Source organism: Hymenobacter setariae (genome assembly GCF_007713685.1).
Lineage (GTDB): Bacteria > Bacteroidota > Bacteroidia > Cytophagales > Hymenobacteraceae > Hymenobacter > Hymenobacter setariae.
Genome location: NZ_VMRJ01000003.1, coordinates 676,752 through 703,520, shown reverse-complemented (window position 1 = coordinate 703,520; position 26,769 = coordinate 676,752). Strand labels below are relative to the sequence as shown.

The 26,769-nt window shown below is 59.8% G+C and carries 18 protein-coding genes; 7 read left to right on the top strand and 11 right to left on the bottom strand.

Features of this window, described 5'->3' with window-relative positions; translation table 11 throughout:
• Nucleotides 1-127: 127 nt before the first annotated feature.
• Complete coding sequence (locus tag FNT36_RS13995; protein WP_144848710.1) at nucleotides 128-1,309, bottom strand: ribonuclease D; 1,182 nt, start codon at nucleotides 1,307-1,309, stop codon at nucleotides 128-130.
• A gap of 254 nt (nucleotides 1,310-1,563) precedes the next feature.
• Between FNT36_RS13995 and FNT36_RS13990 the strand changes: the two genes are divergently transcribed.
• Both FNT36_RS13990 and FNT36_RS13985 read left to right on the top strand, forming a co-directional pair.
• Nucleotides 1,564-4,650: a SusC/RagA family TonB-linked outer membrane protein gene (locus FNT36_RS13990; RefSeq protein WP_144848707.1), complete on the top strand. Its 3,087-nt coding sequence runs from the start codon at nucleotides 1,564-1,566 to the stop codon at nucleotides 4,648-4,650.
• A 43-nt stretch (nucleotides 4,651-4,693) separates the two neighbouring features.
• A complete protein-coding gene (locus FNT36_RS13985; protein ID WP_144848704.1) occupies nucleotides 4,694-6,106 on the top strand; it encodes a RagB/SusD family nutrient uptake outer membrane protein in 1,413 nt (470 codons plus the stop codon).
• Nucleotides 6,107-6,306: 200 nt separating this feature from the next.
• Here FNT36_RS13985 and FNT36_RS13980 read toward each other — a convergent pair whose 3' ends face one another.
• Nucleotides 6,307-7,260, bottom strand: a complete 954-nt coding sequence (locus FNT36_RS13980; RefSeq protein ID WP_144848701.1) for a bifunctional helix-turn-helix transcriptional regulator/GNAT family N-acetyltransferase — start codon at nucleotides 7,258-7,260, stop codon at nucleotides 6,307-6,309.
• Between the two features lie 301 nt (nucleotides 7,261-7,561).
• Between FNT36_RS13980 and FNT36_RS13975 the strand changes: the two genes are divergently transcribed.
• The gene (locus tag FNT36_RS13975; protein ID WP_144848699.1) at nucleotides 7,562-10,135 is read left to right on the top strand and encodes a S8 family peptidase; all 2,574 of its coding nucleotides are present in this window, start codon (nucleotides 7,562-7,564) and stop codon (nucleotides 10,133-10,135) included.
• Nucleotides 10,136-10,233: 98 nt separating this feature from the next.
• Here the strand turns inward: FNT36_RS13975 and FNT36_RS13970 are convergent, their stop codons facing one another.
• From FNT36_RS13970 to FNT36_RS25490, 3 genes are all read right to left on the bottom strand, one after another.
• Complete coding sequence (locus FNT36_RS13970) at nucleotides 10,234-11,040, bottom strand: M57 family metalloprotease (RefSeq protein ID WP_144848696.1); 807 nt, start codon at nucleotides 11,038-11,040, stop codon at nucleotides 10,234-10,236.
• 411 nt (nucleotides 11,041-11,451) lie between these two features.
• On the bottom strand, nucleotides 11,452-12,594 hold the full coding sequence (locus FNT36_RS13965) for a multinuclear nonheme iron-dependent oxidase (RefSeq protein WP_233635913.1): 1,143 nt from the start codon (nucleotides 12,592-12,594) through the stop codon (nucleotides 11,452-11,454).
• A gap of 3 nt (nucleotides 12,595-12,597) precedes the next feature.
• Nucleotides 12,598-12,765: a chryseobasin-related MNIO class RiPP peptide gene (locus tag FNT36_RS25490; RefSeq protein WP_233635912.1), complete on the bottom strand. Its 168-nt coding sequence runs from the start codon at nucleotides 12,763-12,765 to the stop codon at nucleotides 12,598-12,600.
• A 435-nt stretch (nucleotides 12,766-13,200) separates the two neighbouring features.
• On the opposite strand from FNT36_RS25490, the gene FNT36_RS13960 reads away from it, so the two are divergent.
• Nucleotides 13,201-16,221: a SusC/RagA family TonB-linked outer membrane protein gene (locus FNT36_RS13960; RefSeq protein ID WP_233635911.1), complete on the top strand. Its 3,021-nt coding sequence runs from the start codon at nucleotides 13,201-13,203 to the stop codon at nucleotides 16,219-16,221.
• Nucleotides 16,222-16,242: 21 nt separating this feature from the next.
• Complete coding sequence (locus tag FNT36_RS13955; protein ID WP_144848690.1) at nucleotides 16,243-17,721, top strand: RagB/SusD family nutrient uptake outer membrane protein; 1,479 nt, start codon at nucleotides 16,243-16,245, stop codon at nucleotides 17,719-17,721.
• Between the two features lie 74 nt (nucleotides 17,722-17,795).
• Here the strand turns inward: FNT36_RS13955 and FNT36_RS13950 are convergent, their stop codons facing one another.
• The 3 genes from FNT36_RS13950 to FNT36_RS13940 all read right to left on the bottom strand — a co-directional run bounded on the left by FNT36_RS13950 (nucleotide 17,796) and on the right by FNT36_RS13940 (nucleotide 20,871).
• Entirely contained in the window at nucleotides 17,796-18,269 is a 474-nt protein-coding gene (locus tag FNT36_RS13950) for a hypothetical protein (RefSeq protein WP_144848687.1), read from the bottom strand.
• Between the two features lie 128 nt (nucleotides 18,270-18,397).
• Nucleotides 18,398-20,566 carry a ferrous iron transport protein B gene (feoB, locus tag FNT36_RS13945; protein WP_144848684.1) on the bottom strand — a complete coding sequence of 723 codons (2,169 nt, stop codon included), beginning with the start codon at nucleotides 20,564-20,566 and terminating at the stop codon, nucleotides 18,398-18,400.
• 23 nt (nucleotides 20,567-20,589) lie between these two features.
• Nucleotides 20,590-20,871, bottom strand: coding sequence for a FeoA family protein (locus FNT36_RS13940; protein WP_144848681.1), 282 nt, complete (start codon nucleotides 20,869-20,871; stop codon nucleotides 20,590-20,592).
• A 273-nt stretch (nucleotides 20,872-21,144) separates the two neighbouring features.
• On the opposite strand from FNT36_RS13940, the gene FNT36_RS13935 reads away from it, so the two are divergent.
• Both FNT36_RS13935 and FNT36_RS13930 read left to right on the top strand, forming a co-directional pair.
• Nucleotides 21,145-22,005, top strand: a complete 861-nt coding sequence (locus FNT36_RS13935) for a carboxypeptidase-like regulatory domain-containing protein (RefSeq protein ID WP_233635910.1) — start codon at nucleotides 21,145-21,147, stop codon at nucleotides 22,003-22,005.
• A 159-nt stretch (nucleotides 22,006-22,164) separates the two neighbouring features.
• The gene (locus FNT36_RS13930; protein WP_233635909.1) at nucleotides 22,165-24,867 is read left to right on the top strand and encodes a cyclic nucleotide-binding domain-containing protein; all 2,703 of its coding nucleotides are present in this window, start codon (nucleotides 22,165-22,167) and stop codon (nucleotides 24,865-24,867) included.
• Nucleotides 24,868-24,927: 60 nt separating this feature from the next.
• Here FNT36_RS13930 and FNT36_RS13925 read toward each other — a convergent pair whose 3' ends face one another.
• The 3 genes from FNT36_RS13925 to FNT36_RS13915 all read right to left on the bottom strand — a co-directional run.
• Nucleotides 24,928-25,974, bottom strand: coding sequence for an adenylate/guanylate cyclase domain-containing protein (locus FNT36_RS13925; protein WP_144848675.1), 1,047 nt, complete (start codon nucleotides 25,972-25,974; stop codon nucleotides 24,928-24,930).
• Complete coding sequence (locus tag FNT36_RS13920; RefSeq protein WP_233635908.1) at nucleotides 25,971-26,354, bottom strand: response regulator; 384 nt, start codon at nucleotides 26,352-26,354, stop codon at nucleotides 25,971-25,973. The genes FNT36_RS13925 and FNT36_RS13920 overlap by 4 nt, the downstream gene beginning before the upstream one ends.
• A gap of 39 nt (nucleotides 26,355-26,393) precedes the next feature.
• Nucleotides 26,394-26,769: sensor histidine kinase (locus FNT36_RS13915; protein WP_233635907.1), on the bottom strand; the 376-nt coding region annotated here is incomplete at its 5' end.

The window sequence follows — 26,769 nt, the reverse complement described above, 5'->3', positions numbered from 1 at the left end:
GTTGGTTGAAAATAGCTTGGTTTTATAGCACGAGCGCCGCTCGCATCCGCGTCAGGATAGCTTATACCAGCTTACCTAGACGCAAGATGCAAGCGGCGCTCGTGCTATAAAACCAAGCTACCGTTACCTAGGCGCCCAATGGGCCGTCGAGGTCGGCGAGAGGCAGGCCGTGCTGGCTGGCGGTTTCGCTCAGTAGCTGGCGCTGCCAGGGGCGCAGAGCGGCCAGGCTACCCTGCTCCACCACGTCGCCGATGAGGCGGTTGCTAAGCACAGTATTAGCCAGCACCGGGCTGTAGTCGGCGGCTAGGTGGTTCTTGAGCGCTTGCAAAAGCGTTTCGCGAGCTTCGGCGCGGGCCGCCACGGGGCCATTGAAACGGCGGCGGAAAGGCTGCGGCCGGCGCTGGTCGGCGGGCAGGGGCCCGTCGGGCGCCAGGTCGGCACTGGCCAGGGCAATCAGCTCATCGGCGTAGGGCGAGCGCTTGAGGTCGGGGTGCAAGCCGCCAGCCCCACGCAGCGCGCCGTGCGAGGCAATAGGCTGGCGCGTGAGCTCGGCTAGGCGGTCGTTGCTGAGCACCATGTAGCTGGGGCGGTCGAGCTGGCGCGCCACGCGGTCGCGCAGGGCATACAGCTCCCGAAACAGCGGCAGCTCGCCGGGCGAGATGCGGTACTTGCCGGCCAGCCGCAGGTGCGGGCGCAGCTCATCGCGGCCGTAGCGCACAGCCTCTAAGGCGTGGTTTTCTTCTTGGGCCCACTGGGCGCGACCCTGCTCTTGGAGGCGGGCAGCTAGGCGGTCGGTCAGCTCGAAGAGGTAGAGCACGTCGTTGGCGGCGTATTCCTTTTGGGCTTCGGTGAGGGGGCGCTTGAGCCAGTTCGACTTCTGCTCACCCTTGTCCACCTCAAAGCCCAATTCGCTCTGGATGAGGCGACCTAGGGAGATATTATTATCCTCCAGGGCCAGCAACGTGAATTGCACACTCGTATCGACGATGTTGCGGCAATGCACGCCAAACAGCTCATCGAGCAGCAGAATATCCGATTTGCAAGAGTGGAACACCTTGGCCACGGCCGGGTCGCGCAGTACGGCAAACAGCGGCTCTAGGCCAGCGGCCATGTCGGGCTCAAGCGGCAGCGGGTCGATGAGGTATACCGCTTCGCCATCGAAGACTTGGATGAGGGCTAAGTGGCGGCCATAGCGATAACGGTTGTCGTCAAACTCTAGGTCGATGCCGATGCGTGGCAGAGTGGCTAGGTGGGAAGCTACGTCGGCCACCTGGGCTGCCGTAGTGAGATACTGAATAAGTGGCTTCATGCGTGCGCGCAAAGGTAGGGCCAGGGCCGGCACTAGCCCAGCACCAAATTGCCTTAGCAAAATCGGTTTAGCTAATGTTTTTATAGTTTTTTCCAGAGCCGAAGCATAGGCTGTCTTAACAAAGCACTATTTGCATAATTTATGTACTTTTCTGTACATTGCCCCTTCAAAGCAGAGGCTTGCTTTCTGTATTGCTCTCCCTTTCAAAAGAATTCCCATGAAAATCCACCCCTATTTTTTCTACAGTTCATTTCATGAGAAAATCTTACTTTACTCATTTTCGGCTGCTACTGCTGCTGTTAGGCTGGCTGCTGGCATTTCCGGGCCTAGCCCAAAACCGCTCGGTTAGCGGCCGGGTACTAGCCTCGGATGGTGGCGCGCTACCGGGCGTCACGATTTTGGAAAAAGGCACGACCAATGGTGTTACTACCGGCGCCGATGGCCGCTATACCCTAGGTGTGCAGCCAGGCGCCACCCTGATATTTAGCTCGGTAGGCTTCGTTACCAAGAGTTTAGCCGTAGGCAGCCAGAACACCGTCGATGTGACGCTGGATGCCTCAACCACCGACCTCGGCGAGGCGGTAGTGGTGGGCTACGGCACCCAAACCAAGGCCGACCTAACGGGCTCGGTGGCCACGCTTTCGAGCAAGGACGTGGGCAACCAACCGGTGCAGTCGTTCGAGCAGTCCATTCAGGGCAAGGCGGCCGGCGTATTTATCGAAAACAGCAGCGGCAAGCTAGGTCAGGGCATCCGGGTGCGGGTGCGCGGGGTATCGAGCATCAGCGGCGGCACGCAGCCCCTGTATGTAGTTGACGGTGTGCCAGTAGTGGCCGACAACCTCTCCTCAACCACAGCTGCTACTAACCCCATTGCCGATATCAACCCGACGGATATTGAGAGCATCAGCATTCTGAAGGATGCCTCAGCCTCAGCTATCTACGGCTCGCGCGCTACCAATGGCGTGGTACTCATCACCACCAAGCGCGGCAAGGTCGGGGCCACGCGCTTCAACGTGGGCGTGCAGGCCGGCTGGAGCGAGCCTACGCACAAACGCGAGTTTTTGAATAGCCAGGAGTACGTGTCGCTCATCACGGAAGCGCTGACCAACCGGGGCGGCACCTTTGCTGTGCCCGCCAACATTACAGCGCGCCTGAGCGGCTACGCGGGCGGCGTAGACCCGCTGAGCTACGACACCAATTGGCAAGACCAGGTGCTGCAAAAGGCGGGCTTTCAGCAATATGACCTGAACGCCAGCGGCGGCACCGACAAAACGCGCTTCTACCTCTCGGGACAGTACAGCAACCAGAAGGGCATCATCGTTAGCAACCAGTACGAGCGCATGGCCACGCGCTTTAACCTAGACCACCAGGCTACCGAGCGGCTGTCGTTTGGCATCAACCTAACGGCCACGCGCTCGGTCAACAACCGCGTGCCCAACGACAACGCCTTCAGCACGCCCATGCAGATAGTGGCGCTGGCGCCCATCACGCCCCTCATCGACCCGCGCTCGGGCCAGGTGAGTGGCGCCCTCGACCCCAGCACGGGCCTGCCCAACACGGGCTTTCCATTTTACTACAACCCGCTGCTGAGCATTCAGGGTGGTACCTACGTCACGACGGTGTACCGCCTGCTCGGCAACGTGTACGCGCAGCTGAACCTAGCTAAGGGGCTGATTTTCCGCTCAGAGCTGGGCACCGACGTGCTGAACCAGAACGAGGAGCAGTACCTGAGCCGCCTGACCTCGCGCAACACCGGCAACACCAACGGCTACGGCTACAACGCGAACCAGACCAACGCCAAGGTCGTGGTCAATAACTACTTCTCGTACAAGAACACGTTTGCTGACAACCACTCGGTAGAACTGACCCTAGGAACGAGCTACGAGAACGCCCGCATCAACGGCAACAGCGTGACGGGCACGCAATTCCCGTCTGACTCGTACCGCACGCTCGATGCGGCGGCCCAAATCACGGCGGGCTCGTCGTTCACGACCAGCAATGCGCTGGTGTCGTACTTCGCACGTGGGTCTTATGCCTTTGCGGGCAAGTACCTAGTGGGCGCCAGCGCCCGCCTCGATGGTTCGTCGCGCTTTGGTGCCGGGCGCCGCTACGGCATTTTCCCGGCGGGCTCGCTGGGCTGGCTCATCTCGGAAGAAGACTTTTTGAAGGGTAACAAAACGCTGAGCTTGCTGAAAATCCGCGCTAGCGTGGGCAAAACCGGCAACCAGAACTTCGGCAACTTTGCGTCGCGCAGCCTCTTTGCGGGCACTGGCTACGTGGGCACACCGGGCCAGCGCCCCTCGCAGCTCGGCAACGACTTCCTGAGCTGGGAATCGACGGTGCAATATGACGTCGGCCTCGAATACGGTTTCCTCGACAACCGCATTAGCGGCGAAGTGGACATCTACCGCAAAAACACTACAGGCTTGCTGCTGTCGCAGCCGGTGCCGGGCACCGCGGGCTTCTCGTCGATTAACCGCAACGTGGGTAGCCTGCGCAACCAAGGCATCGAGCTGACACTGACCACGCGCAACTTCGTGGGCGACTTTGCCTGGACGACCAGCGTGAACGCGTCGGTGAACCGCAACAAAATAATGGACCTAGCGGGCCCCGACATCCTGGGCAGTGCCCTCAACCGGGCGCAGGCCGGCCAGCCGCTGGGCACCTTCGTTGGCCCCGAGTACGCGGGCGTAGACCCCGCCAACGGCAATGCGCTGTACTACCTAAACACCACGAACACCGACGGCACCCTCAACCGCAACACGACCACCAATATCAACCAAGCTGCCAACGTGCCCATCGGCAACCCCAACCCGACCTGGACGGGCGGTATCACCAACACCTTCTCGTATAAAGGCATTGACCTGAGCGCTACGTTGGTGGGCGTATTTGGCAACCAGATTTACGATTCGGCGGGCCCCTACTTTTCTACGGGCTTCAACAACGGCTTCGACAACCAAACTCGCGACCAGCTCAACCGCTGGCAGAAGCCCGGCGACATTACCAACGTACCGAAGGCCGTGTACGGTGGCGGCATTGGCACCGGCGCCTCGTCGCGCTTTGTGCAGAATGGCGACTACGGCCGCCTGCGCTCGGTGGTGCTCGGCTACAACCTACCGAGCAGCCTCGCCAAGCGCGGCTTTCTGCAATCGGCACGCATCTTCTTGCAAGGCTACAACCTCTTGACCTTCACGAAGTACACGGGCTGGGACCCCGAAGTGAGCTCCGACTATGTGACGGGCACCGGCAATACGTCGTCCAACAACATCAGCCAGGGCATCAGCTTCTACACCGCGCCGCAGGCCCGCACCTACACCCTAGGTATCAACCTAGGCTTCTAGGCGCCGCCTGCCCCTGCCTTTCATGTCTTAGCCTTATTACGTTATGAAGAAAATAGTACCCGGGCTGCTCACGGCGGCCCTGCTCCTGGGTGGCCTGGAGAGCTGCAACAACAAGCTCAACGTGCAGCCCGTGAGCACCATCGACTCGGCCACGGCTTTTAATAATTCTAGCGACGTGCTAGCGGGCCTCGTGGGCTGCTACGCAGGCCTGCAAAGCACCAACCTCTACGGCGGCTACCTGCAGTTTATGACCGACCTGCTGGCCGACAACGGCGACGAGAGCTTCGTGGGCACGTTTACCCAGCCCCAAGAAGCCCAGCGCAAAACGCTGCTCATCACTAACACCCAGGTGAGTGCCACCTGGCTGAGCGCCTACGACGTTATCAACCGCACCAACAACGTGCTGGCCAACCTAGGCAAGCTCGACACGCCGGCCCAACAAGCCAGCGTCGAAGGCGAAGCTAAGTTTATTCGCTCTTTGATGTACTTCGACCTGGTGCGCGCCTTCGGCAAGGCCTGGAACGACGGCACACCCACCAGCAACCTAGGCGTGCCCCTGGTGCTGACACCCACCCTATCGGTGGCCGACGCCCAGCAGGTGCCCCGCAACACGGTGGCCGAAGTCTACGCCCAGATTATTACGGACTTGACTACGGCTGAAGCTAAACTAACTACCGGCGGCTCGCTCAACGCGTTTTCGGCCACCCGCTACGCCTGCGCTGGGCTGCTGGCCCGCGTGTACTTGCAGCAGAACAACTATGCGGCCGCAGCGGCCGCGGCCAACCGGGCGCTGGCCTCTTCGTCCTTCGGGCTGAACACCTTTTACGGTGAAAACTTTGGCTACAGCACGACCAACGTGGCCACTGCCACTGTGCCGATAAATACCAGCGCCAACACGCGGGAGGATATTTTCACCATTCAAATCACGGCGCAAAGCGGTTCTAACCAACTCAACACATTTTACGCCCGCAACCGCCGAGCCGACGTTACGGTGCAGCCGCAGTTCCTAGGTCTGTTCGAAACCGGCGATACGCGGGCTAGCCTCCTCACCACGCCCACGGCCAGCGTGCCGGCCTACACGCGCAAATACGATGCGCAGTACGGCAACATCAAGCTAATGCGCGTAGATGAAATGCTGCTGACCCGCGCCGAAGCCAACTTCCGGGCCGGCGGCACGCCGGTGGGCGCCACCCCGCTGGCCGATGTCAATGCCGTTCGCACGCGAGCTGGGCTGCAGCCGCTTGCCAGCGTCACGCTAGCTCAGATTCTGAAGGAGCGCCGCATTGAACTGGCATTTGAGGGCTTCCGCCTCGGCGACCTCAAGCGCAATCAAGAATCGACCACCGACCCGCTTAGTAACGCCACTATTCCGTGGAACTCGCCCCGGCTGGTCTTCCCCATCCCCTTCCGCGAGCTCAACGTGAACCCCAACCTCAAGCAAAACGAAGGCTACTAGGTCCACCTAGGCTATTCAAGAAGGCCCGCGACTGTTGTCGCGGGCCTTTTCGCGTTTTATCTAACGGTAAATAGAGTATCTTTTTAACTGTCATGCTGAGCTTGCGAAGCATCTTATCACGGCCGAAACGACCCAACGTGATAAGATGCTTCGCAAGCTCAGCATGACAGTTTTTGTTGAGACACTAAGGATAACCGGACCTAGGAGGTCAGCAGCAGTTCCATTTGAATATTGCAGCGCTCGTAGGGCGAGGGCTGGCCGGCCACCGTTTTGCGGAAGCCCAGCTTGTGGTACAGGCTGAGGGCGGGCTTGAGTTTGGTGTTGCTTTCGAGGTAGAGGCGACGCGCACCCAGCGCTCGCGCCTGCGTAATGGCCGCTTGCCCCAGCTGAAAACCAATACCCAGCCCCTGCGCCGTGGGCGACACAGCCATTTTAGCCAGCTCATACGAAGTGTCGTCCATCTTGAGGAGCGCGCAGGTGCCCACTACCTGGCCGCCGTACTCGGCCAGCAAAATGCGGCCGCCGCGCTGCAAAATGTACTCGTCGGGGTAGTCCAGCGCTTTCAAGTCCGCCGCCTCTACCCGAAAGTAGCGCTCTATCCACTCCACGTTGAGGCGCTTAAAGTCGGGTTGGTGGGCCGGCGTGTAGTCGAGCAGACGCACCTCGTCGGTCACGCGCTCGTCGCGCAGGGCCTTCACCCGGCTACCTAGGCTCTGGCGCGATAGTGCATATTCCATTTCCTCAATAGCCAGCCAGAGATTGTGGCGGGTTTCGGCCAGCAGGGCCTCGGTGGCTTGGCGCACGTCGGCGGTTTGCTGCTGCAAGGCGGGCCACAAAGCAGCCCCTTTTTCGCTGAGCGCCACCACGCTGCGGCGCTGGTCGGCTTCGCCGCGCTGCACTACTACTAGGTCGTGCTTGGCGAGGTCTTTTACTACTTGGCTCACAGCCGCGTGCGTTTGGCCGATGCGCTCGGCAATGTCGCCCACGTGGCGCCCAGGCTCCTGGGCCACTGTGCAAAACACCGGAAACCAGCGCGGCTCAAATGGCAAGTGGTACAGGTCGTATACCTCGGCCGCCTGGCTGGTCATCGTGTCGGTAAGGCGCCGCAAACGGCTACCTAGGGCCGCGGGCCCTACTTCATCGAAGAAATCCATACGACAAATATAAAGTATTTATGTAAGTACTTACAAATAATAATTACATTAATAATTCTAGCTTTTAAAGTGAGGTGTGACTTTCATTTCAATCAATACTCATTGCAGGCCCAACAGCTACGCTCTTCTCCCAGCGTCAGTAGTAGCGTCCTGATTTCAGCAGCTACTGCTTATTTTGGTAACCTAGGCGACGCTCAAATCGCTGACTACCTATCCAGTGCGTGCTTTATTCTCACTTCCATCTGCTTACCTTTCTGCCTCTCGCCTTCCTAAGCTACTGGGCTGCTGCCTACTAGTTGCAGTGCCGCTGCGCGGGCTAGCTCAGAAGGCTACTTCAAAGCTGGCCCCTACTGTAGCTGCCGCAGCACGCCGCGAGGCGCCGGGCCAGGCAGTGCGGGTGCGCGTGCACGATGCGGCCGCTTTCCGCCGCTGGGCGGCGCAGCAAACGCCCGCCCTGTCCGTGCAGCCTAGCCCCAATGCGGCGCAAATACTCACCCTAGGGCCCGTATCGGCGCAGCAACTGGCGGCATTATCAGCATCGCCGCTAGTCGAGTTTGTGGATGTACCCAATCGCCAGGCCCACGACGAGCGCCTACTCAACAGCGCCGACCTGACGGTGAACAGCCTAGTGGCCGTGCAGCAGCGCTACCCTACCCTAGCGGGCCAAGGCCTCACCGTTTCCGTCAAGGAAAATCCGCTTGACCCCACCGACCTCGACTTTCGGGGCCGGCTGCTGAATACGCCGGCGGGCACCGTCATTCAGTCGGCGCACGCCAGTACTATGGCCACGCTCATTGCGGGCGGCGGCAATTCGGGGCCTGCGGGGCGTGGGGCTGCGCCGCAGGCGCGCATCGCGTCTTCCTCTTATGCTAACCTGCTACCCGATGCCAACGCCGACCTCGTGCAGCAGGGCGTGAGCGTGCAAAACCACTCGTACGGCACCGGCATCGAGAATTACTACGGCCTCGAAGCCCTAGGTTATGACCAGCAGGCACGGCAGTTGCCCACGCTGCTGCACGTGTTTTCGTCCGGCAACTCGGGCGCGAGCGCCAGCACCAGCGGCCTCTACCAAGGCCTGGCGGGCGTGGCCAACCTCACTGGCCAGTTCAAGATGAGTAAAAACTCATTGAGCGTGGGTGCTACTGATGCCCTAGGGCAGGTGGCGGTGCTCAGCTCGCGCGGGCCGGCCTACGATGGCCGCCTCAAGCCCGAGCTAGTAGCCTATGGCGACGCCGGCTCGTCCGATGCCTCGGCACTGGTATCGGGTGCAGCCCTACTGGTGCAGCAAGCCTACCGCGACGGGCCGGGCAGCGGCAGCTTGCCCCCCTCGGCACTAGTGCGAGCCGCGCTGCTCAACAGTGCCGACGATGTGGGCCGGCCCGAGGTTGATTTTGTGTCGGGCTTCGGTCAGCTCAATGCCCTGGGGGCTGTGCGTACCGTGCGCGAGGGCCGCTACCAGCAGGGTACCCTAGGGCAAGACCAAGAGCAGGTTTTCCAGCTTACCGTGCCACCTGGCGCACTCCGCCTGAAAGTAACCCTGGCCTGGACCGACCCCGAAGCCGCTGCTAATGCCCCACAAGCCCTGGTCAATGACCTTGACTTGGCAGTGCTAGGACCGGGCAGCACGGGTCCGTGGCTGCCGTGGTCGCTCAGCCCCCACCCCGACTCACTAACCCAGCCCGCCCGCCGCCGCGCCGACCACCTCAACCCCACGGAGCAGGTGACGCTGGCGCTACCCGCCGCGGGCACCTACCAGCTGCGGGTGCGCGGCTACCGCGTGCCCAGCGGCCCCCAGGCGTTCAGCTTGGCCTACGAGGTAGCAGCGCCGGGCCTGGAATGGCTCACGCCTAGCACGGTACGCAACGTGCGCCCCGCCCAGACTACCCTGCTGCGCTGGACCTGGGCCGGCCCCGCCACCCTAGGGCGCCTCGAATACCGTCCGGTGGGCCGGGTGGCGTGGCGCACAGTAGCCACGCAAGTAGACCTAGCCCAGCGCACCTACGCCTGGAGCGCCCCCGATACCACCACGCTGGCCCAGCTGCGCTACGTGGTGGGCGGCCAGGTTTACCCCTCCGATACATTCGCGCTAGCCCGGCCGCTGCCTGTGCGCATAGGCTACGTGTGCCCCGACGAAGCCCTGCTAAGTTGGCCCGCCACACCCGGCGCTACACAGTACCAAGTGTATCGCCTCGGCGCTACCGCCCCCGAGCCCTTCCAGCTCACAGCCGACACGGCCCTGCTCGTAGCAACGAGCCAGCAGGCGGGGCCCTACTTCGCGGTGGCGCCGGTGCTGCGCGGCAAAGTAGCCGAGCGCGGCCCCACCAGTAACCTCGCCGAAGCTGGCGTGGGCTGCTACATTCAGTCGTTTTTGCCCCAGCTGCCGGTCACCGATACGGCGCGGCTAGTGCTGGCCCTAGGTAGCCTCTACCGCCTGCGGGCGGTGCAGCTCCAGCGCCTTGGGCCGAGCGGGTTCGTTACTATTCAAACCCTTAGCCCGGTTACGCAGCTACGCGCCGTTTTCACCGACCTAGAGGCCGCGCCGGGCCTCAACCAGTACCGGGTGCTGGGCCAGGATGATGCCGGCCGCACGTTTTACAGCGCTACCGAGGCCGTGCAGCTAGTGCGCCGCAATGAGCTACTGGTGTTTCCGGTGCCCGCTGCCAGTGGCCAAGACCTACAAGTAGCCGGTGAGCCCAACGTGCCGCTACGCCTGCGCCTCTACGATGCCCTAGGCCGCCTGCTGCGCGAAGCTACCGCCGACGGTGCCCTTAACACCTTGCCTACCGCTGGCCTCCGCCCCGGCGTGTACTTGTTGCGCGCCACGCCCACCACGGGCGGTGCTACCCTCACCCGCCGAATAGTGATAGCAGAGTAATAGCGCGGTGCTCGGCCCCGGAGCCCGGGGCGCACAAAAAACCCCTGGCCTAGATGCAGGCCGGGGGTTCTTATTACTAAACCGTAGTAGCTACGAGCTTAGTAGAGGTAGTTAAGCGCCGTCACGTCGTTGGTGTTGAAAGGCCGGTTTACACCGTTGCCCACGCAGGCCAGCATCCACGAGTTGGGGTCGGGTGCCGAAGGCGTGCCGGGAACGAGAATGGCCCCCACAGTGCTAGCGCCCTCGTTGGTAGCCGTGCCGCCGCAGCTGTACGCGCGGTTCATGTAGTCGGTGTGGCGGAAGCCGATGCAGTGGCCCATCTCGTGCGCCATGATGGTAGCGATGTAGTTGACATTCGTGCTGTTAATCACGTTGGGCACGAGCGTGAAGCCAGGGGCAGGCTCCCCATTTTGCGGAAAACCGCCCGATTGGCCCAGTACGCCCGACCCTAGGTTCGACGAATACTTCACGGGTAGGTTGGCCGTGCCCGTCGTGATGCGCCGGAACGTCAGTTGCAGACCCTGCGCATTGTAGCGGCGAATAGCCTCATCAATCGCTGTTACATAAACCGCTGGAAACTGACTGGAAATGCTGACGGTGAGCACGCGCGGTAGGCGAGCCACCAAGTTGGTGGTGCGGTACTGCTCGTCGGCACCTACGCGCAGCATCGAGTAGTTGGTTTTGCTAGCCAGCAGCTCCGGGGTGAGCAGGATATCACCTTCTACTCGATAGCCGCCTTCCACGGCTTGCATGTCTTGGGTGCTAAAGCCGAGCGCTTTCACCTGCGCCGTTACATCTGACGAAATATCGGTGGGTTTTGCAACGTCTTCGGCGGTTTTCTGGCAGCCCGTCAGGGCTAGGGCTGCACTGGCGCCAAGCGCCAGCAAGAGGGAAAACTTAGACATACTAGAAATTGGTTTGGGAAAAGGAAGAGTGTGAGTGTCAAGAAATAGCCTCTCTCCTAGCTGTTGCATCTAACAGCCAAGAGCAGCTCGTTCTTATCCTCAAAGCACGCGCTTCTTTCTACCTAACCAAAGGACAAACAGCGCAATTTTGCGACATGTCGGTTTGTCTATGTATTCCCCTTTTTTAGCTATTCCTTACCAAATAAGTGCACTCTTTCTATTGCTCACATCAGGCTACACTCAGTGAGTTTTTGATTAACAAATAGTTAATTCTTCAAAGTTATTTGCCCTAGACGTGCTTTTTCGGACTTTAAGCTTCTAAAAACGCGTCATTTAGCCCTCTCCTTTCGCGCATTTCTTTTACCTTGCCTGCACTACTTGTATAGAGTAAGCGCACTTTTCACCTCGTAGCTATTTCCATTTTTGAGCGATACTTAGTGCTGTTTCTAGCATGTAAGGCTCCCAATGCTCTATCTGCCAAGCCGAACGAGCCAGCGCCGACGCCCGCAGGCGCTGCTGCGCTTCGGGCAGCGAGGCAGCCGTTTCCAGAATGTGCGAGAGCTGCCGCTGCTGCTCGTGTAGTAGGTCGTCTTGCACGGCCAGCGCCGGCAGGGCCGGCCAGCGCGGCAAAAAGGCATTGGGCACCGACCTAGGCGAGTGGTTATGCTGCTGCACTAGTGCTGCCATCTGCACAAAGTCGCGCCGAAACTGCACGTGGCTAGCCTCGGTTTTGAGGCTGGTGCCAAGCTGCTCCAACACCACGTACTTCAGATTGGGGCAGCGCGGCATGGTACGCGCTAGCAGGTTGAATACTTCCACTGGCACAGCCTCATCGTGGGTGTCGCGCCGAATTTTGCGAGTGGGCAGCAGCTGCGAGTTTTCCCAGCTACCCCCCGAAATGTGGATTTCACGCACTCGGTCGAGCGCGTAGCACTCTAGGAGCTCCTCATAGCCAATAGAGAAATTGTGAAGCTGGCAGTACAGGTTGTGCAGGTCTAGTATCAGAAAGCCATTGACCGGCGCCAGCAGCTCGCCCAAAAACTCGCCTTGACGCTTCACTTCCTCAAGCGAATAGGCAAAAGCCAGGTTTTCGAGCCCCACCGGGCACCGGGCCGCCTCCGCAATGCGCGCTAGCCGGTCTTGCCCAATACGCAGCGACACCGGCGAATAAGGCACCGAGAGCGGTGCCCCCGCGTGAAAGTTCTGGCCCGTAAACGCCCCAAAGTGCTCGGTAATGTGCGCAAATGAATAGCGTTGCGTCAGCTCGCGTAGTTGATTCAGCCACTGCTGCTGCTCACTAGTCCACCGGCCCGATAGCAGTGAAAAGTATACGCCGTGCCCTAGCAGCCGCTGCTGGTCGCTGTAGGCGTGCAGCAGCTCGACAAACCAAGCGGGCACTTCGCTAGCCCAATACAGTGCATCAAACGACCATTCGAGGGCTTCAACCTGTCCCTCCTCTAGCAGCGGCAGCGCCGCGCCCAAGATGTCGGCATCCAGGTTACAGGCGAGGGCGGCCAGCACGGTGGGCTGGGCAGGTGCTACAGGTGTGCCCACTACTTAGCCTAGGCCGCAGGCCGGGCAGTTGAATGGCTCCTTCTTCTCACCCGAGTTGGCTTGCGCTCCCACTTCCTTCGGCTTTGGGTCGCCCTTTTTACCGCAGCTGGTGGTGGTTTGCACGGTCACGCCGACCAGAATAGCGCCGAGTAAAGCTTTCGAAAGTTTCATAACAGGTGGCAATAGAGAGTTGTGCTTGGTAGAGTCACCTGGGTCCTCAATGGTTGCACACCGCTGCTACAGGCTCGCTACACTAGCTACCGCGTGTTCCTTCCGGCCAATGCCACGCAAATCCTTGCGACGCCCCAATTCCCTAGGTCGTTTCCACGCAGTTGTGCAGCTCACAACATGCCACGTCGCGCAAACTATTACTAGCTGCCCGCGCAGCTATTGAACCCATTTATCTACCTAGAGCATGCAATTTTTAGCTCCTTTACCCATTCCAAATCACTAGTAATTCACCTAAATGTTATGCTTTTCATCTATTCTCTAAAGTAGAAGTATTTTCTTTGTAATTGGCCTTTTGCTTTTTTTAGCTATTCCCCACCCATTGGCCTTCTCGCACTTATCTCATTTTTACCAATTATCCCATTCTTTATGAGACACATGTTCACCCCTTTGCTGGTGGTGGCTGCTCTGCCCGCGTTTGCCCAGTCCTCGGCAATCAGCGGGCGTGTAGTAGGCTCGGATAGCGGCCCGCTACCGGGAGTTACTGTTTTGGAGCAAGGCACTACCAATGGCACAGCTACTTCGGGCGACGGTACCTTTTCGCTAAACGTGAAGCCCGGCGCGACGCTGGTAATTAGCTCTATCGGCTATACGACCCAGACGGTGGCTGTGGGCAACCAAACGACCCTCAACGTAACGCTGCAAGCCAGCACCAGCACCCTCAACGAGGCGGTGGTAGTAGGCTACGGCACCCAAAGCAAGGCTGACCTGACAGGCGCCGTGACGCAGCTCTCGGGCAGCGTGGTCGAAAATCAGCCGGTAACGAGCTTCGAGCAAGCCATCCAGGGCCGCACGCCGGGCGTGGTTATCAACCAAGGCAGCGGCAAGCTAGGGCAAGGCATCAATATTCAGGTGCGCGGCACATCGTCGGTAACGGCGTCGAACCGCCCGCTGTACGTCATTGATGGCGTGCCGATTACCTTCCAAGACCAGTCACAGGCCGGCGACGAGCCGCTGAACCCGCTGGCCGACCTCAACCCCAACGACATCGAGAGCATCAGCATTCTGAAAGATGCCTCGGCCTCGGCCATCTACGGCTCGCGGGCGTCCAATGGTGTAGTCCTCATTAACACCAAGAAAGGCCGCCAGGGCCAGACGAAGGTGAATGTGGGTTACTACTATGGCATCAGCGCGCCCACGCGCTTTCGCCAGTTTCTGAATGCCGACCAGTACCGCACGCTGCTGAGCGAGTCGATGACCAATGCGGGCCTCATTGGCCCTGATAGCGAAACGCAATACCCCACCCTGGCCGATGCGTATGCTGGGGAAGGTGGCCTCGACTACAACTCGACCGACAACACCCCCTGGGACCGCCTAGCCTTCCGCAACAACGGTAAGTTCAAGCTCTTCAAGGGCGGCGCCAACGTGGCGCAGTACGACTTTAGCGCATCGGGCGGCGATGCCAAAACGCGCTTCTTCCTGAGCGGTACCTTCAATGACCAGAAGGGCATCATCATCGGCAACCGCTTCCGGCGGGGTAGCCTGCGCCTGAACCTCGACCACAGCATATACGACAACCTCAAGGTAGGGCTGAACGTGTCGCTGGCGCGCACCGTCAACGACCGGGTATCGGGCGACAATGCCTTCTCGAACCCTTTGCAGCTCAATGCGCTCACGCCGCTGCAGCCGCAGTACGACCCCACCACGGGCGCGCTGAACACCAGCACTATCTACTACAACAACCTACTTGACCAGGAGCTGGGCTCGAACCGGGCTGGTACCTACCGCTCGTTCACCACGGCCTACCTCAACTGGACCATCCTGAAGGGCCTAGTGCTGCGCACCGAAGTTGGGGGTGACTTCCTGAACCTGAATGAGGACCTCGTGCGCGGCGCGGGTACCCAGGACGGCGGCGCCACCGGCTACGCCTTCAACTCGCAGACGCAGACGGTTAACTACACGAACACGAACACGTTAACCTACGCCTTCAACCTCGGCGAAAACCATCACTTCGACGTGTTGGCGGGCGAGTCGTACCAGCGTGCCGACCAGAAGGTGACTTCGGCTGAAGGCCGGGGCTTCCCCACGCCGCAGTTTACGCGCATTGCCAGTGCGGCCGTGAAAACGGGCGGTAATACGTCGTTTGGCACCGGCTACTCCTTCCTCTCGTACTTCGCCCGCGCCAACTACAACTTCCAAGGCAAGTACCTGCTGTCGGGTAGCGTGCGCCGCGACGGCTCGTCGCGCTTCGGGGCCAACAACCGCTACGGCACTTTCGGGGCCGGCTCGGTGGGCTACTTGCTATCGGAGGAAAGCTTCTTGAAGGGCAATGAAATCATTAATTACCTGAAGCTGCGCGCCAGCTACGGCGTCACCGGCAACGGCGAAATTGGCAACTTCAGCTCGCGCCGCTTGGTGTCGGCCCTGCCCTACGCCGACCAGTCGGGTATTGCCCCAGATGCCGCCCTTGGCAACCCCAACTTGAGCTGGGAAACTACTAAGCAAGTGGACCTAGGGGTAGAATTTGGCTTCCTCGACAACCGCATCACTGGTGAGGTAGACCTCTACCAGAAGAATACTACCGGCCTGCTGCTCAACCGCCAGCTACAGCTAGTGAGCGGCTACACCACCATCACCGAAAACGTAGGTGGCCTGCGCAACAAAGGCCTCGAAATTTCGCTAAACGGCCGCATCCTCGACGGGGACGTGAAGTGGACGGTGGGCGGCAACATGTCGTTTAACCGCAACCTGATTACCGACCTGCCGACGCCTATCATCCCGACTGGCAACACCATTAGCCGGGTGCAGGCTGGCGAGCCCCTAGGTGTGTTCTACACCAAGAAATACGCTGGAGTGGATGCCGCCAATGGCGATGCCCTCTACTACAACGCCGATGGCTCCACAACCAACAGCTACGCGGCCGCCCCGATTCAGAAAGTAGGCAACCCAAACCCCAAGTTTACGGGTGGTGTTAACACGACCGTCAACTATAAGGGCTTCGACCTGAGCGCGCTCGGGCAGTTCACCTACGGCAACGATATTTACAACTCGGCAGGCACGTACCAGTCGGCCAACGCTGACTTCTTCGACAACCAGACCATCGACCAGCTCAACCGTTGGCAGAACCCCGGCGACATTACTTCGGTACCGCAGGCGCGCTACGGCGCTTCTAACGGCACTAACACCTCGTCGCGCTGGATTCAGGATGGTTCGTTCTTCCGCATCAAGAACGTGACCCTAGGCTACAACTTGCCGGCCGAGCTCGTGAAGCGTGGGCACATCCAAACGCTGCGCGTCTACATCACGGGCCAGAACCTAGCCACCTTCACCAAGTACACTGGCTACGACCCCGAGGTAAATACCTACGGCCTAGGTACCGCCAACTACTTGCTGGGCCACGACTTCTACACGCCGCCGCTGGCTAAGACGTACTTACTGGGCGTGAACATTGGCTTTTAATAATTTGTCCTTTAGTTAGATATGAAAAATATATTCAGCTGGTCCGCCGGTGTCTTAGCCCTGGGCCTAAGCCTAGCGGGCTGCAAAGACGCGCTGCAGATAGAGCCCCAGCAGAGCATTAACGCCGACGACGCCTACAACACTTCGCAGAAAGTGAGCGCCGCCGTGGTAGGTGCCTATGCCCGCCTCGACGACCCCCGCCTCTACGGCACCGACCTGATTCTGGTACCCGAGCTCATGGCCAGCAACGGCTACATCACCTGGGCCGGCACCTTCCAGAACTACCGCCAAATCTCGTTGCACACGCAGATTTCGACCTTGTCGAACGCCCAGGGCATCTGGACGCAGGCCTACAACGCCATCAACCAGTGCAACTTGATTTTGAACGCTTTGCCCGCCGTGACCGATGCCGGCCAGCGCAAGCAGTTTGAAGGCGAGGCCCATTACATCCGGGGTATTATGTACTTCGAGCTGGTGCGTTTGTTTGCGCAGCAGTACCAAGCCGGGGGTGGCAATACGCAGCCGGGCGTGCCCATCAACATCGTGCCGATTACGAATACCGAGCAGGCCGATGTGAAACTGCCCCGCGCTTCGGTAGAGGAGGTGTATACGCAGATACTCACCGACCTGCGCACGGCATCTACCATGCTGCCCACCCAGAACGTAACTCGCGCATCGAAGTACTCGGCCGAGGCCATGCTAGCGCGCGTGTACTTGCAGCAGGGCAACTACACGGCTGCCCGCGACATGGCCAATGACGTTATCACCAACAGCGGCGCTAGCCTCGTTGGCTCGGTAGCAGCCGTATTTGCCAACCGTAACAGCGCGGAGAGCCTCTTCGAGATTCAGCAGAACGACCAAAACAACGCGGGCACCAGCAACGATGGCCTAGCTACCTACTTTGCCGGCTACAGCCCCAATGGCGACCAAACCGTGCTTTACGGCCGCGGCGACGTGTACATCTCGGGCGCTTTTGCCAACCAGTATGGCTACGGCAGCGGCGATGTGCGCGGCACCGACTCGCTATCGGCTATCACGACCAAAAAGCTCATTTACCTGAGCGATGGCAATAGCCGCCGCAACCGTCTGCGGACCTTGAAGTGGCGCACCTATGGCCAGAACATTCCTATTGTTCGCTTGGCTGAAATGTACCTCATTCGAGCTGAGGCCGATGTACGGGCCGGTAACACTGCCTCGGCCACGGCCGACGTAAATGCTGTGCGGACGCGCTCGGGGGCCACTGCTCTTGCTACCGTTACGCTTGACGATGTACTGCGTGAGCGCCAGCTAGAGTTAGCCTTTGAAGGCTTCCGCATCCACGACCTGCACCGCGTTAATGGCATTGTCATTCCGGCAGTAGCGGCCAAGCCAGCCACGGCTGATTCGCCCGCCGTCCCGGCTTCGCCCGCCGTGTATGCTAGCGACCAACGCTTCGTCCTGCCTATTCCGCAGCGCGAAATCAATAATAACTCGCTTCTCACACAGAACGCCGGCTACTAAGCCGCGCATTCCGCGCCACAAAAAAGGCCGCCCCAAATACCGGGGCGGCCTTTTTTATTCAGTGCTTTATACTACTACTCATCCTCATCGTCATTGCGAGCTTCAAAATCCAACTCGCGGGCCAGGTCCACTGCTTCGTCGTTTACCTGCGCCAGCAGGTCAGGCGCGTCGGCGTCAAGGGTGCGAGCAAAGAGGTCAAGCAGGGCCTCGCCTTCGTCGTTTACATAGAGATTGGTATAGACCTGGTCAAACAGCTTACTCTCTTTGTGAATCTGCTTGTCGATGTCCTCGGGCGAGCGGGCGGTGCTAAGGGCACGGTGCAGTACATCGGCCGCGCGCCGGGCCTCATCGTGGTCGCCTAGGTCGGCCAGCAGGCGCAGCAAGCTGGTGGCCACCCCTAGGCGCCATTGCTCGAAGCGAAAGCCCTGCTCGCGGGGCGCGGCTTGCTCAAAGCCTGTGTAAGCGCCTAGCACGGCGGGCGTCAGGTAATGCTGTTGGTCGGCCGGCGTGCGGAATGCGAGATGCAGCAGGGTTTCGTAAGATGTCATTTTAGCAGAAGAAGCAATAAACAGATTGTCCTTGCGAGAAAGTACGATACAGCAACAATCGAGACGAGTTTGAAGGGTTCGATTACTGCGTCGTGCTTCCTCGCACGGACAAACATACTTGGAGTACCCTACCCCCACACCTGCCACACCAGCAGCGAGGCGGCGTAGGCTAAGCCGGTCATGTACACCAACTGCCCTAGGGGCCAGCGCCAGCTTTTGGTTTCGCGGTAGGTGACGGCCAGCGTGCTCATGCACTGCATGGCGAAGACGTAGAATACGAGCAGCGACAGCGCCCGCACCGGCGTGAAGAAGGGCTGTCCGTTGATGTCCTTCTCATTGGCCAGCTTCTGCTGCACGGTACCTAGGTCAGCATCCTGGCCTACGCTGTAGATGGTGCTCATGGTGCCTACGAACACTTCGCGCGCTGCGAACGATGTGAGCAAGGCAATACCCACCTTCCAATCGAAACCCAGTGGCCGGATAACCGGCTCGATAACGTGCCCAAAAGTGCCCGCGTAGGAGGTTTCGAGGCGGGCTGAGGCAACCTGGCGCTCTGTTTCGGCGGCGGGCCAGCGCTGGGCGGCGGCCTGCTGCTGCACCTGGGCTTCGGCTTGCGCCTGCCGGTTGCCAGGGCCGTAGCTGGCCAGCACCCACAGCAGCACCGAAATAGCCACAATCACCTTACCAGCCTGGAAAATAAACGCTTTTACCTTTTCCACGATGGTCAGGCCCACGTTTTTCCAGCGCGGCCAGCGGTACACCGGAAACTCCATGATGAAGTAGCTGCGCTCGCGAGCTTTCAAGATTTTCTTGAGTGCAAAGGCCGATACCAGCGCCGACACCAGACCTAGGAGATACAGCCCCATGAGTACCAGCCCGCGCATATTGAAGATGCCGAGCCACGACTCGTCGGGCACTACCAGCGCCACCAGCACCGTGTACACCGGAATGCGCGCCGAACACGACATGAGCGGCGTCACGAAAATGGTCAGCATCCGGTCTTTCCAGCTCTCAATAGTGCGCGCGCCCATAATGGCTGGCACGGCGCAAGCCAGCCCCGAAATGAGCGGCACCACACTTTTGCCACTCAGCCCGAAGGGCCGCATGAGCTTGTCCATCAAGAAAGTAACGCGAGCCATATAGCCGGTTTCTTCTAGCACTGCCAGAAAGGCGAAGAGCAAGGCAATCTGCGGAATAAATATCAGCACGCCACCTAGGCCGGCAATGACGCCCTCAGTAAGCAGCCGCACCAGTGGCCCACTAAAATTGTTCTGTAGCAACTCATTGAAGTTGGCCACCCCTTGGTCGATGAGGTCCATGGGGTACTGCGCCCAGGCGAAGATGGCCTGAAACAGCAGAAACAGGATACCTAGGAAAATGAGGTAGCCAAACACGCGGTGCGTCAGCACCTTGTCAATCTTGTTAGAAGCCGGCTCGCGCTGCTCGGTGCGCGTCACGGTCACTACCTCCAGCAGCAATTCGTTGATGCGGGCGTAGCGACCAATGGTTTCTTCGGCCTGCCGCGCCGTCGAGTCAAACTTGTACTTCTCGGTCAGCTCCAGCAAGTACGCCCGGTCGTCGTCGCTCAAGAAGCGCAAGCCCCGGAACTGGTGCGCATAGTGCAGCGCCAGGTAGTCGTTGTGTAGATTGAAGTAGTAGCGAATCTGACGCACCAGCGGCAGCAGGTCGCCCTCGGGCTCCCAAAAGCGCAGGGCGGGCGGGGCGGCTAGGCGCTCGGCCATCACAATGCGCAGCGCGGCCACACCCACACCCTTGCGAGCGTTCATGGGTACTACCGGCACGCCTAGCTCGCGCTCTAGCGCGGGCAAGTCAATCTGGATGCCGCGCTCGGCCGCCAAATCGGTCATGTTCAAGGCCAAGATGGCAGGCAAGCCTAGGTCGGCGAGCTGCGAAAAAAGCAGCAGGCTACGGCGCAGGTTGCTGGCATCCACCGTCACCACCACAAAGTCGGGGTAATCGGCCGCGTCGGGGTTGTAAAGCAGGTCGGCAATTACCTGCTCGTCGAGGCTCTTGGGATAAAGCGAGTACGTGCCGGGTAGGTCGATAATCTCGGCCCGGCGCTGGCCGCCAAGCTGGGCCATGCCCGTCTTGCGGTCTACGGTGACGCCCGGAAAATTGCCAACCTTCTGGTTGAGGCCCGTGAGCTGGTTGAAGAGCGAGGTCTTGCCCGAGTTAGGGTTGCCGATGAGGGCAAGGCGGGGGAGGTGCGGGTCGGCCGCCGGCCGGTTGGAAGGCGGCAGCGTAGTCGGCCGGGGCGCAGTTGGGGTTTCCTGCATCGGCGGGGAAAGTCAGGGAGAGTTTAAGCTTTCAGTTGGATAGTTGTCGCCTCGCTCACGCGCAGCGACAACGTATATTCTTCATCGCCCAGCACTAGCATCAGCGGGTCGCCGAGCGGAGCGCGGCCGGCCAGGCGCACCTGCGTGCCGGGGATGCAGCCCATTTCGAGCAGCTTGAGCGCCATTTCAGGGTCTTTGAGGCAGCACACGGTAGCCGTTTCGCCTACGCGCAAATCATTGGCAGTGCGGCGCGACGAGGTGGGAACAGGCGCAACGGTACGGGGAGAGCGACGAAGAAAAGCCAAAGTAACTGCTGCTATTTAGACGGGATTTAAACAAAGATACGTCTGTTTGGGCCTCGAAGGTTCCTCAGAGTCCAATAGAAGTAAGATAGATACCTAGGCGGTGGTCATCCACAAACCACACGTTTTTGTTTCCGCGAAGCCAATATTTTTTAGCTCCTCTATGTGGAGCCAAACCGTGTTGCGGCATAGATTTGTATTACCGCAATCAAAAACTTATTATATATGTACAGAAGCTTACTTTATTTTGCATTATTCTTCTTTGGCTTGTCAGTTATGGCGCAAGCCCAGACAACGGCACCCGTACTACTTGCGGGCAAGATTATAGATAAGGAGACGAAAGAGCCACTGCCATTTACCTCTGTGAGCCTGCACGATGAGCAAACAGGTGCACTTAGCAACGAGTTCGGCGTGTTTCAGCTACCCGCCCCGGTTAAGAATGCACAAGACTCGCTGGTAGTGATGGCGCTAGGCTACAAGCACCTAGCCGTACTGGTAAAGCGCGGCCAGGCACAGGCTAATATGGTGATTGAGGTGCCGCGCATGGCCATTGCCCTAAGCAGCGTAACAGTAAAGGGGGGCAAAGTCAAAAACCTAGGCCTAGGCGCCACCTCTAACCGCCCAGGCGAGGGGCTGCTCCAGGGCCAGCCGGGCAGCCAGTGCGCGTTTTTTATCAAGAATGATAAAAACCACCGCCTAGGCAACATCCGTTCGGTATCGTTTTACATCGGCGAAAACGGCTTTCCGCGCGAGCCTTTCCGGGTACGCATTTATAAAGCCGATGGCAACTACAATGCCCCGAACACCGACATTCTGACCCAAAGCGTGGTGGTGTCGTCGCCAGCCGGCGGGCAGTGGTACACTGTTGACCTGACTTCTTACAACGTAGTAGCGCCCGAAGAAGGCTTCTTTGTTGCGATGGAGTGGATTGTAAGCGGCGATAAGTTCTTCAAAACCGACTTTATGGATGAGAACTACACGCCCTTCGGCCAGATTATGCGCCCCACCTTCGAGTTTAAGGAAAGCCGCACCTGGAACTACACCATCGCCCGCGGCTGGAACCAACTGACGCTGGCTAACGGCCAAGGTCAGCGCTACAACGCCATGATTAAGGCTGAAGTAGACATGATTAAGTAGCAGCGGCCTGGTTGCTATTGCGAGGCGACCCCACGAAACAATCGCGCTTGGACGAGCTATTTAGGCTTCCTTCGAGCGCAATTGCTTTGTGGGGTCGCCTCTAATTTTTCGCACCGCCTTCCCTTGCCCTAACTTGCCGGCTCATCTGTTGCTGGCGCTTTGTTTACTTCCTCCACCTGGTACCGGCTGCTAGGCGTGCGTCCTGACGAGACGCGAACGGTCTGGCTGTTTTTTCTGCACAACTTTTTGCTGGGCATCGGCACCATCCTGGTGTACGTGGCGGCTAATGTTATTCTGCTCGAAAACAATCCCGAGCGTAATTTGCCCCTGGCCTACGGCACCGCCGCGCTGGCCATGATGGCGGCCGGGCGCGTGTATACGCACTTTGAGCACCACCTAGTGCTGCAAAAGCTGGCCGGCCGCGTGCTGATAGCGGTGGTGGCGCTAGCAGGCGTGCTAGGGGCGCTGGTGTTTCTGGGCCACTCGGTGGCGGCAGCGGTGGCCATTATGGCGGGCTACCGGGTTATTTACTTGCTCACCAACCTAGAGTTTTGGGGGGTGTCGGCCGTCGTGTTCGACGTGCGGCAGAGCAAGCGGCTATTTGGCCTCATTAGCGCGGGCGACATGCCAGCCAAGGCCCTAGGGGCTGGTTTGGCCATTATTATCCACGCGCATACCGATTTATTATACCTACTGCTCACGGCCTTTGCGGCCTACGGGGCGGCATTGCTAGTGGTGCAAGCCACGTTGCGCTCGCACGATGTAGAGGCGCGGCCCGTGGGCCGGCGGCAGCGAGTAGCGGGCACTAGCGTGTGGCAGCGCTGGTTTGGCAACAATCAATTGGTGCTAAGCATCTGCCTGAGCTTGACAGCTATTGCGGCCGTGACTACGGGCGTGGAGTATTCCTTTTTTGTCAACGTCAAGCACAAATTTCACGACCAAACCCTGGTAATGCAGTACGTAGGGGGCGTGCTGGCCCTCACCTACTTGCTGGCGATGCTATTCAAGGTGGGCTTGGCCCAGGTAACGCTCGACCGCCTAGGCATTCGGCGGATGCTGCTGACGCTGCCAGCCACCGTGCTGGCGGGGCTGCTGGCTTTTGGCGGGCTGAGCTGGCTGGGGGCGGGTGAGTCGACCCTGTTGATTTACTTCTGCGGCTTGTACCTGGGGTTGGAGGTGCTGCGCCGGGCCGTATTTGACCCAGTTTTTTTGGTGCTGTTTCAGCCTCTGGCGCCCCCCGAGCGCTTGCAAGCACACACACTGGCCAAGGGCTACTACGAGCCCCTCGGGATGGGCCTAGCGGGCCTGCTGCTGTTCCTCACGGCCAGCCACGAGGCCATTGCCGAATGGCTACCCTTTGTGTGGATGGCGCTGTTTATGGCTGGCGCGCTGTATTTTTTGGCGCGCACCTATGGGCACTACCTCGCCGAACTACAACACGCCCTAAGCCAGCGCTTTTCACTGACCGAGGAACTGCGTACCGAACTTCCCGATGGGCCTGCGACTGCAGCAGCCACAGTGCTTGCGCCAGCCGACCTAGCCGAGGCCCAAGAACTTACGGCGCTGCTACTGGATAAAAAACGCCGGCCAGCGGCCACCGCTCGTTTGCTAGCGCTAGGCCCGGTGGCCGTGCCCGCCTTGGCGGCAGCCTTGCGGCCGGGCACCAGTGAGGCCCTAGCCCGGCGGGCTGCCTCCGTGGCGGGGCAGCTGCGGCTACCCGAAAGCCGCCGCGCACTCGTGGCGCTGGCCCAGCAGCCGCACCCCACCCGGCGCGAAATGGCTCTGCGCGCCCTGCGTGGCTTTGCTCCAGTGGCAGCCGACGCCCCTATTTTTCAAGGGTTGGTAGAAGATGAATTGCGGCTGGCGCAGCGGCTGATTACTGGCTTGGCCCACCTAGGCAGCACCGGCGAACTGGCACGGGCCCTAGACTACGAACTCGACCGCATCGAGCAGCGCATCTTTGGGCTATTGCAGCAACTGTACCCGCCCCAGCTGATAGTAGATGCGCAGCGGGGCGTAGCCCACGCCGCTCGCGAGCGCCAAGCCAACGCCCTCGAAATCCTTGACAATCTCATTCCGCGCCCCTGGTACCAAGGCTTGCAAGCCCTACTCGACGTGAGCCCAGCCGCCGAAAGAGCGCAGGTGTTTGACCAGCTGCTCGGGCCGCTCACTACCACTATGGCAATGCCAGCCTACATTATTCAGCAAGGCGAGGCCACATTTAGCGACTGGACCGTGGCTGTGGCGCTGCGGCAGCACGTGCCCACCCTTGGGCAGCTGCCTGACTGGCTACCCTACTTCAATAGCCCCGACGCGCTGCTGCAGGAAAGTGCCCTTACGGCTATCAACCACTTAGCTACCAGCCAACACACTATTTACGACGAGGCTCTACGGCTGCTGCCGGTCCTCCCTCACTTGCTTATGAGCCACCACGCCGCCGCTGCCCACTTGCCGGCCCAGTCCCGGGTGGGCCTGCTCCGCCACACCGCACTGTTTGCCGAAACACCCGAAAACGTGCTTAGCAGCATTGTGCCCATCATGCAGGAAGTTACGTTTCCGGCGGGCCACCAAATATTTGCAAAAGGAGACCTAGGTGCCTCGCTATACATCGTATACGAGGGCGAGGTCGGCATCTTCAACGGCCCGCAGCTGCTGACCACTTTCCGGCAGGGTGACTTCTTCGGCGAGCTAGCGCTGCTCGACGCCGAGCCGCGCTCGGCCACGGCTGTAGCCCAGAGCGCCGTGCGCGCCTTCCGGCTTGACCAAGACGATTTCTACGACGTGATGGAGGAGCGCAGCGAGGTACTCCGCAATATTCTACGCGTGCTTTGCCAGCGCCTGCGCAAGCAAAATGAGGCGTAAAAGCAGTGCCTCGTGCTTAGCTAGTAGTTGTTTCCTACTACCTAAGCACGAGGCACTACCCTAGGCTAATACCTCGTAGGTCATCACGGGCTGCTCTTTGTTCTTAAGCTTCACCTCGCCCACGGGCTGGCACTGAAACGACTCTTTGAGCCGCTGGTAGGCAGCGGCGCTCACAATAATTTGGCCGGGCTTAGCAGAACCTTGCAGCCGCTGGCTTACGTTCACAGTGTCACCTATTACGGTGTAGTCCAGGCGCTTGAGAGAGGCCGAACCTATATTACCCGATACCATTTCGCCGGTATTAATGCCAATGCTTACGGCAGGGCGGTACTCAGTGCCGGGGATGGCTTGGTCGGCCTCGGCCATGAGGCGCGTGCGCACGGCCAGGGCCGCATCAACGGCACGGTCGAGGTGAAAATCGCCCCGAAAAACGGCCATCACGGCGTCGCCCATAAACTTATCGACGTAGCCACCCTGGGCAATTATCTCCTTCACCATCTGGTCGAAGTAGCGGTTGAGCAGGTCTACAACCGTGGCGGCGGGCAGCTTTTCGGAAAGCGACGTGAAGCCGCAAATGTCAATAAATACGACCGTGCCCTCGATGGTTTCGGAGGCCAGCAAGCGGCTCTCGAAGTCGGGCCGCGCCATGAAGTTGATGACTGTCTCATCGACGTACATCTTCAGGATGTTGTTTTCCTGCATGGCCTTCAGCGTATCGCGCAGCTGCTGCACTTGCGAGATGGTTTTCTCGATAGTGACTTCTAGGTCGTTGAAATCGACCGGCTTGCACACAAAGTCGAAGGCGCCCCGGTTCATAGCCGCGCGCAGGTTGGCCATGTCACCGTAGGCCGATACGATAACGGTTTTGATAATCGGGTTTGTCTCGTGCAGCTCCGTAAGCAGTGTTAACCCGTCCATCACGGGCATGTTGATGTCGGAAAGCACAATGGCCGTGTCGGGGTGCTCGGCCACGCGCACCAGTGCCTCCTGGCCATTGGCGGCAAATACAAACTCGTATTCACCCTCGCGAATTTTACGGCGAAACTTCTGTTTTACAAGTAGTTCTAGGTCAGCCTCGTCGTCTACGACCAGTATTTTTGTTTTCATGCGGAAGGCAGGGCAAGTAGCTTTTCTTTGAGAGCGGCGAAGTCAACGGGCTTAGTCAGGAAGTCGTCGGCGCCGAGGGCCAGGGCTTGGTTACGGCTCGCCTCGTCGCCGTAGGCAGTTATCATCATCACGCGGGGTGGCGGCGGCGGGGCGGGCTCGGTGCGCACGCGGCGCAGCAGCTCCAGCCCGCTCATACCCGGCATATTGATGTCGGAGAGAATGAGCACTACCTCGGAATGGTGCTCGTGCAGGTAACCTAGGGCTTCTTCGCCCGAGTAAGCAAAGGAAAAGGCCAGTGACCCACTGCGGATTTCGCGCCGGAAACGCTGCTCGAACAGCGTCCGCACGTCGGGCTCGTCGTCAACAACTAGGATTTTCATTATAGTAAAGATAAGAATAGTGCTGCGCCCTAGGTACCCTTAGAGAGGCAGCCGCAGTGTAAACGTAGTACCCTGGCCGAGTTGCGAAGCTACCTCTAGCGTGCCGCCGTGGCCTTGGGTGATGATGTCGTGGGCCAGCGAGAGGCCCAGGCCCGTGCCCTCGCCGGCGGGCTTGGTGGTGAAGAAGGGCTGGAATATCTTCTGGCGCACGGCCTCGGCGATGCCCGTACCGTTGTCCTGCACGCTGACCTCTACCTCGTCCCCCACCCGCCGGGTGCGCACGCCCACGCGGGGCGCGTAGCCCGCCTCGCCCGCCTGCTGGCGCTGGCGCACGGCGTAGAAGGCGTTGGTAAACAGGTTGAGCAGCACCCGGCCCACGTCCTGGCTCACGGCCTCGACCAGCGGCAGCACGGGG

Bases quoted from the DNA above. Each gene is read 5' to 3' on its own strand.
- FNT36_RS13995 (WP_144848710.1), bottom strand. From the start codon at position 1,309: ATGAAGCCACTTATTCAGTATCTCACTACGGCAGCCCAGGTGGCCGAC.
- FNT36_RS13990 (WP_144848707.1), top strand. From the start codon at position 1,564: ATGAGAAAATCTTACTTTACTCATTTTCGGCTGCTACTGCTGCTGTTA.
- FNT36_RS13985 (WP_144848704.1), top strand. From the start codon at position 4,694: ATGAAGAAAATAGTACCCGGGCTGCTCACGGCGGCCCTGCTCCTGGGT.
- FNT36_RS13980 (WP_144848701.1), bottom strand. From the start codon at position 7,260: ATGGATTTCTTCGATGAAGTAGGGCCCGCGGCCCTAGGTAGCCGTTTG.
- FNT36_RS13970 (WP_144848696.1), bottom strand. From the start codon at position 11,040: ATGTCTAAGTTTTCCCTCTTGCTGGCGCTTGGCGCCAGTGCAGCCCTA.
- FNT36_RS25490 (WP_233635912.1), bottom strand. From the start codon at position 12,765: ATGAAACTTTCGAAAGCTTTACTCGGCGCTATTCTGGTCGGCGTGACC.
- FNT36_RS13960 (WP_233635911.1), top strand. From the start codon at position 13,201: ATGTTCACCCCTTTGCTGGTGGTGGCTGCTCTGCCCGCGTTTGCCCAG.
- FNT36_RS13955 (WP_144848690.1), top strand. From the start codon at position 16,243: ATGAAAAATATATTCAGCTGGTCCGCCGGTGTCTTAGCCCTGGGCCTA.
- FNT36_RS13950 (WP_144848687.1), bottom strand. From the start codon at position 18,269: ATGACATCTTACGAAACCCTGCTGCATCTCGCATTCCGCACGCCGGCC.
- feoB (WP_144848684.1), bottom strand. From the start codon at position 20,566: ATGCAGGAAACCCCAACTGCGCCCCGGCCGACTACGCTGCCGCCTTCC.
- FNT36_RS13935 (WP_233635910.1), top strand. From the start codon at position 21,145: ATGGCGCAAGCCCAGACAACGGCACCCGTACTACTTGCGGGCAAGATT.
- FNT36_RS13925 (WP_144848675.1), bottom strand. From the start codon at position 25,974: ATGAAAACAAAAATACTGGTCGTAGACGACGAGGCTGACCTAGAACTA.
- FNT36_RS13920 (WP_233635908.1), bottom strand. From the start codon at position 26,354: ATGAAAATCCTAGTTGTTGACGACGAGCCCGACGTGCGGACGCTGTTC.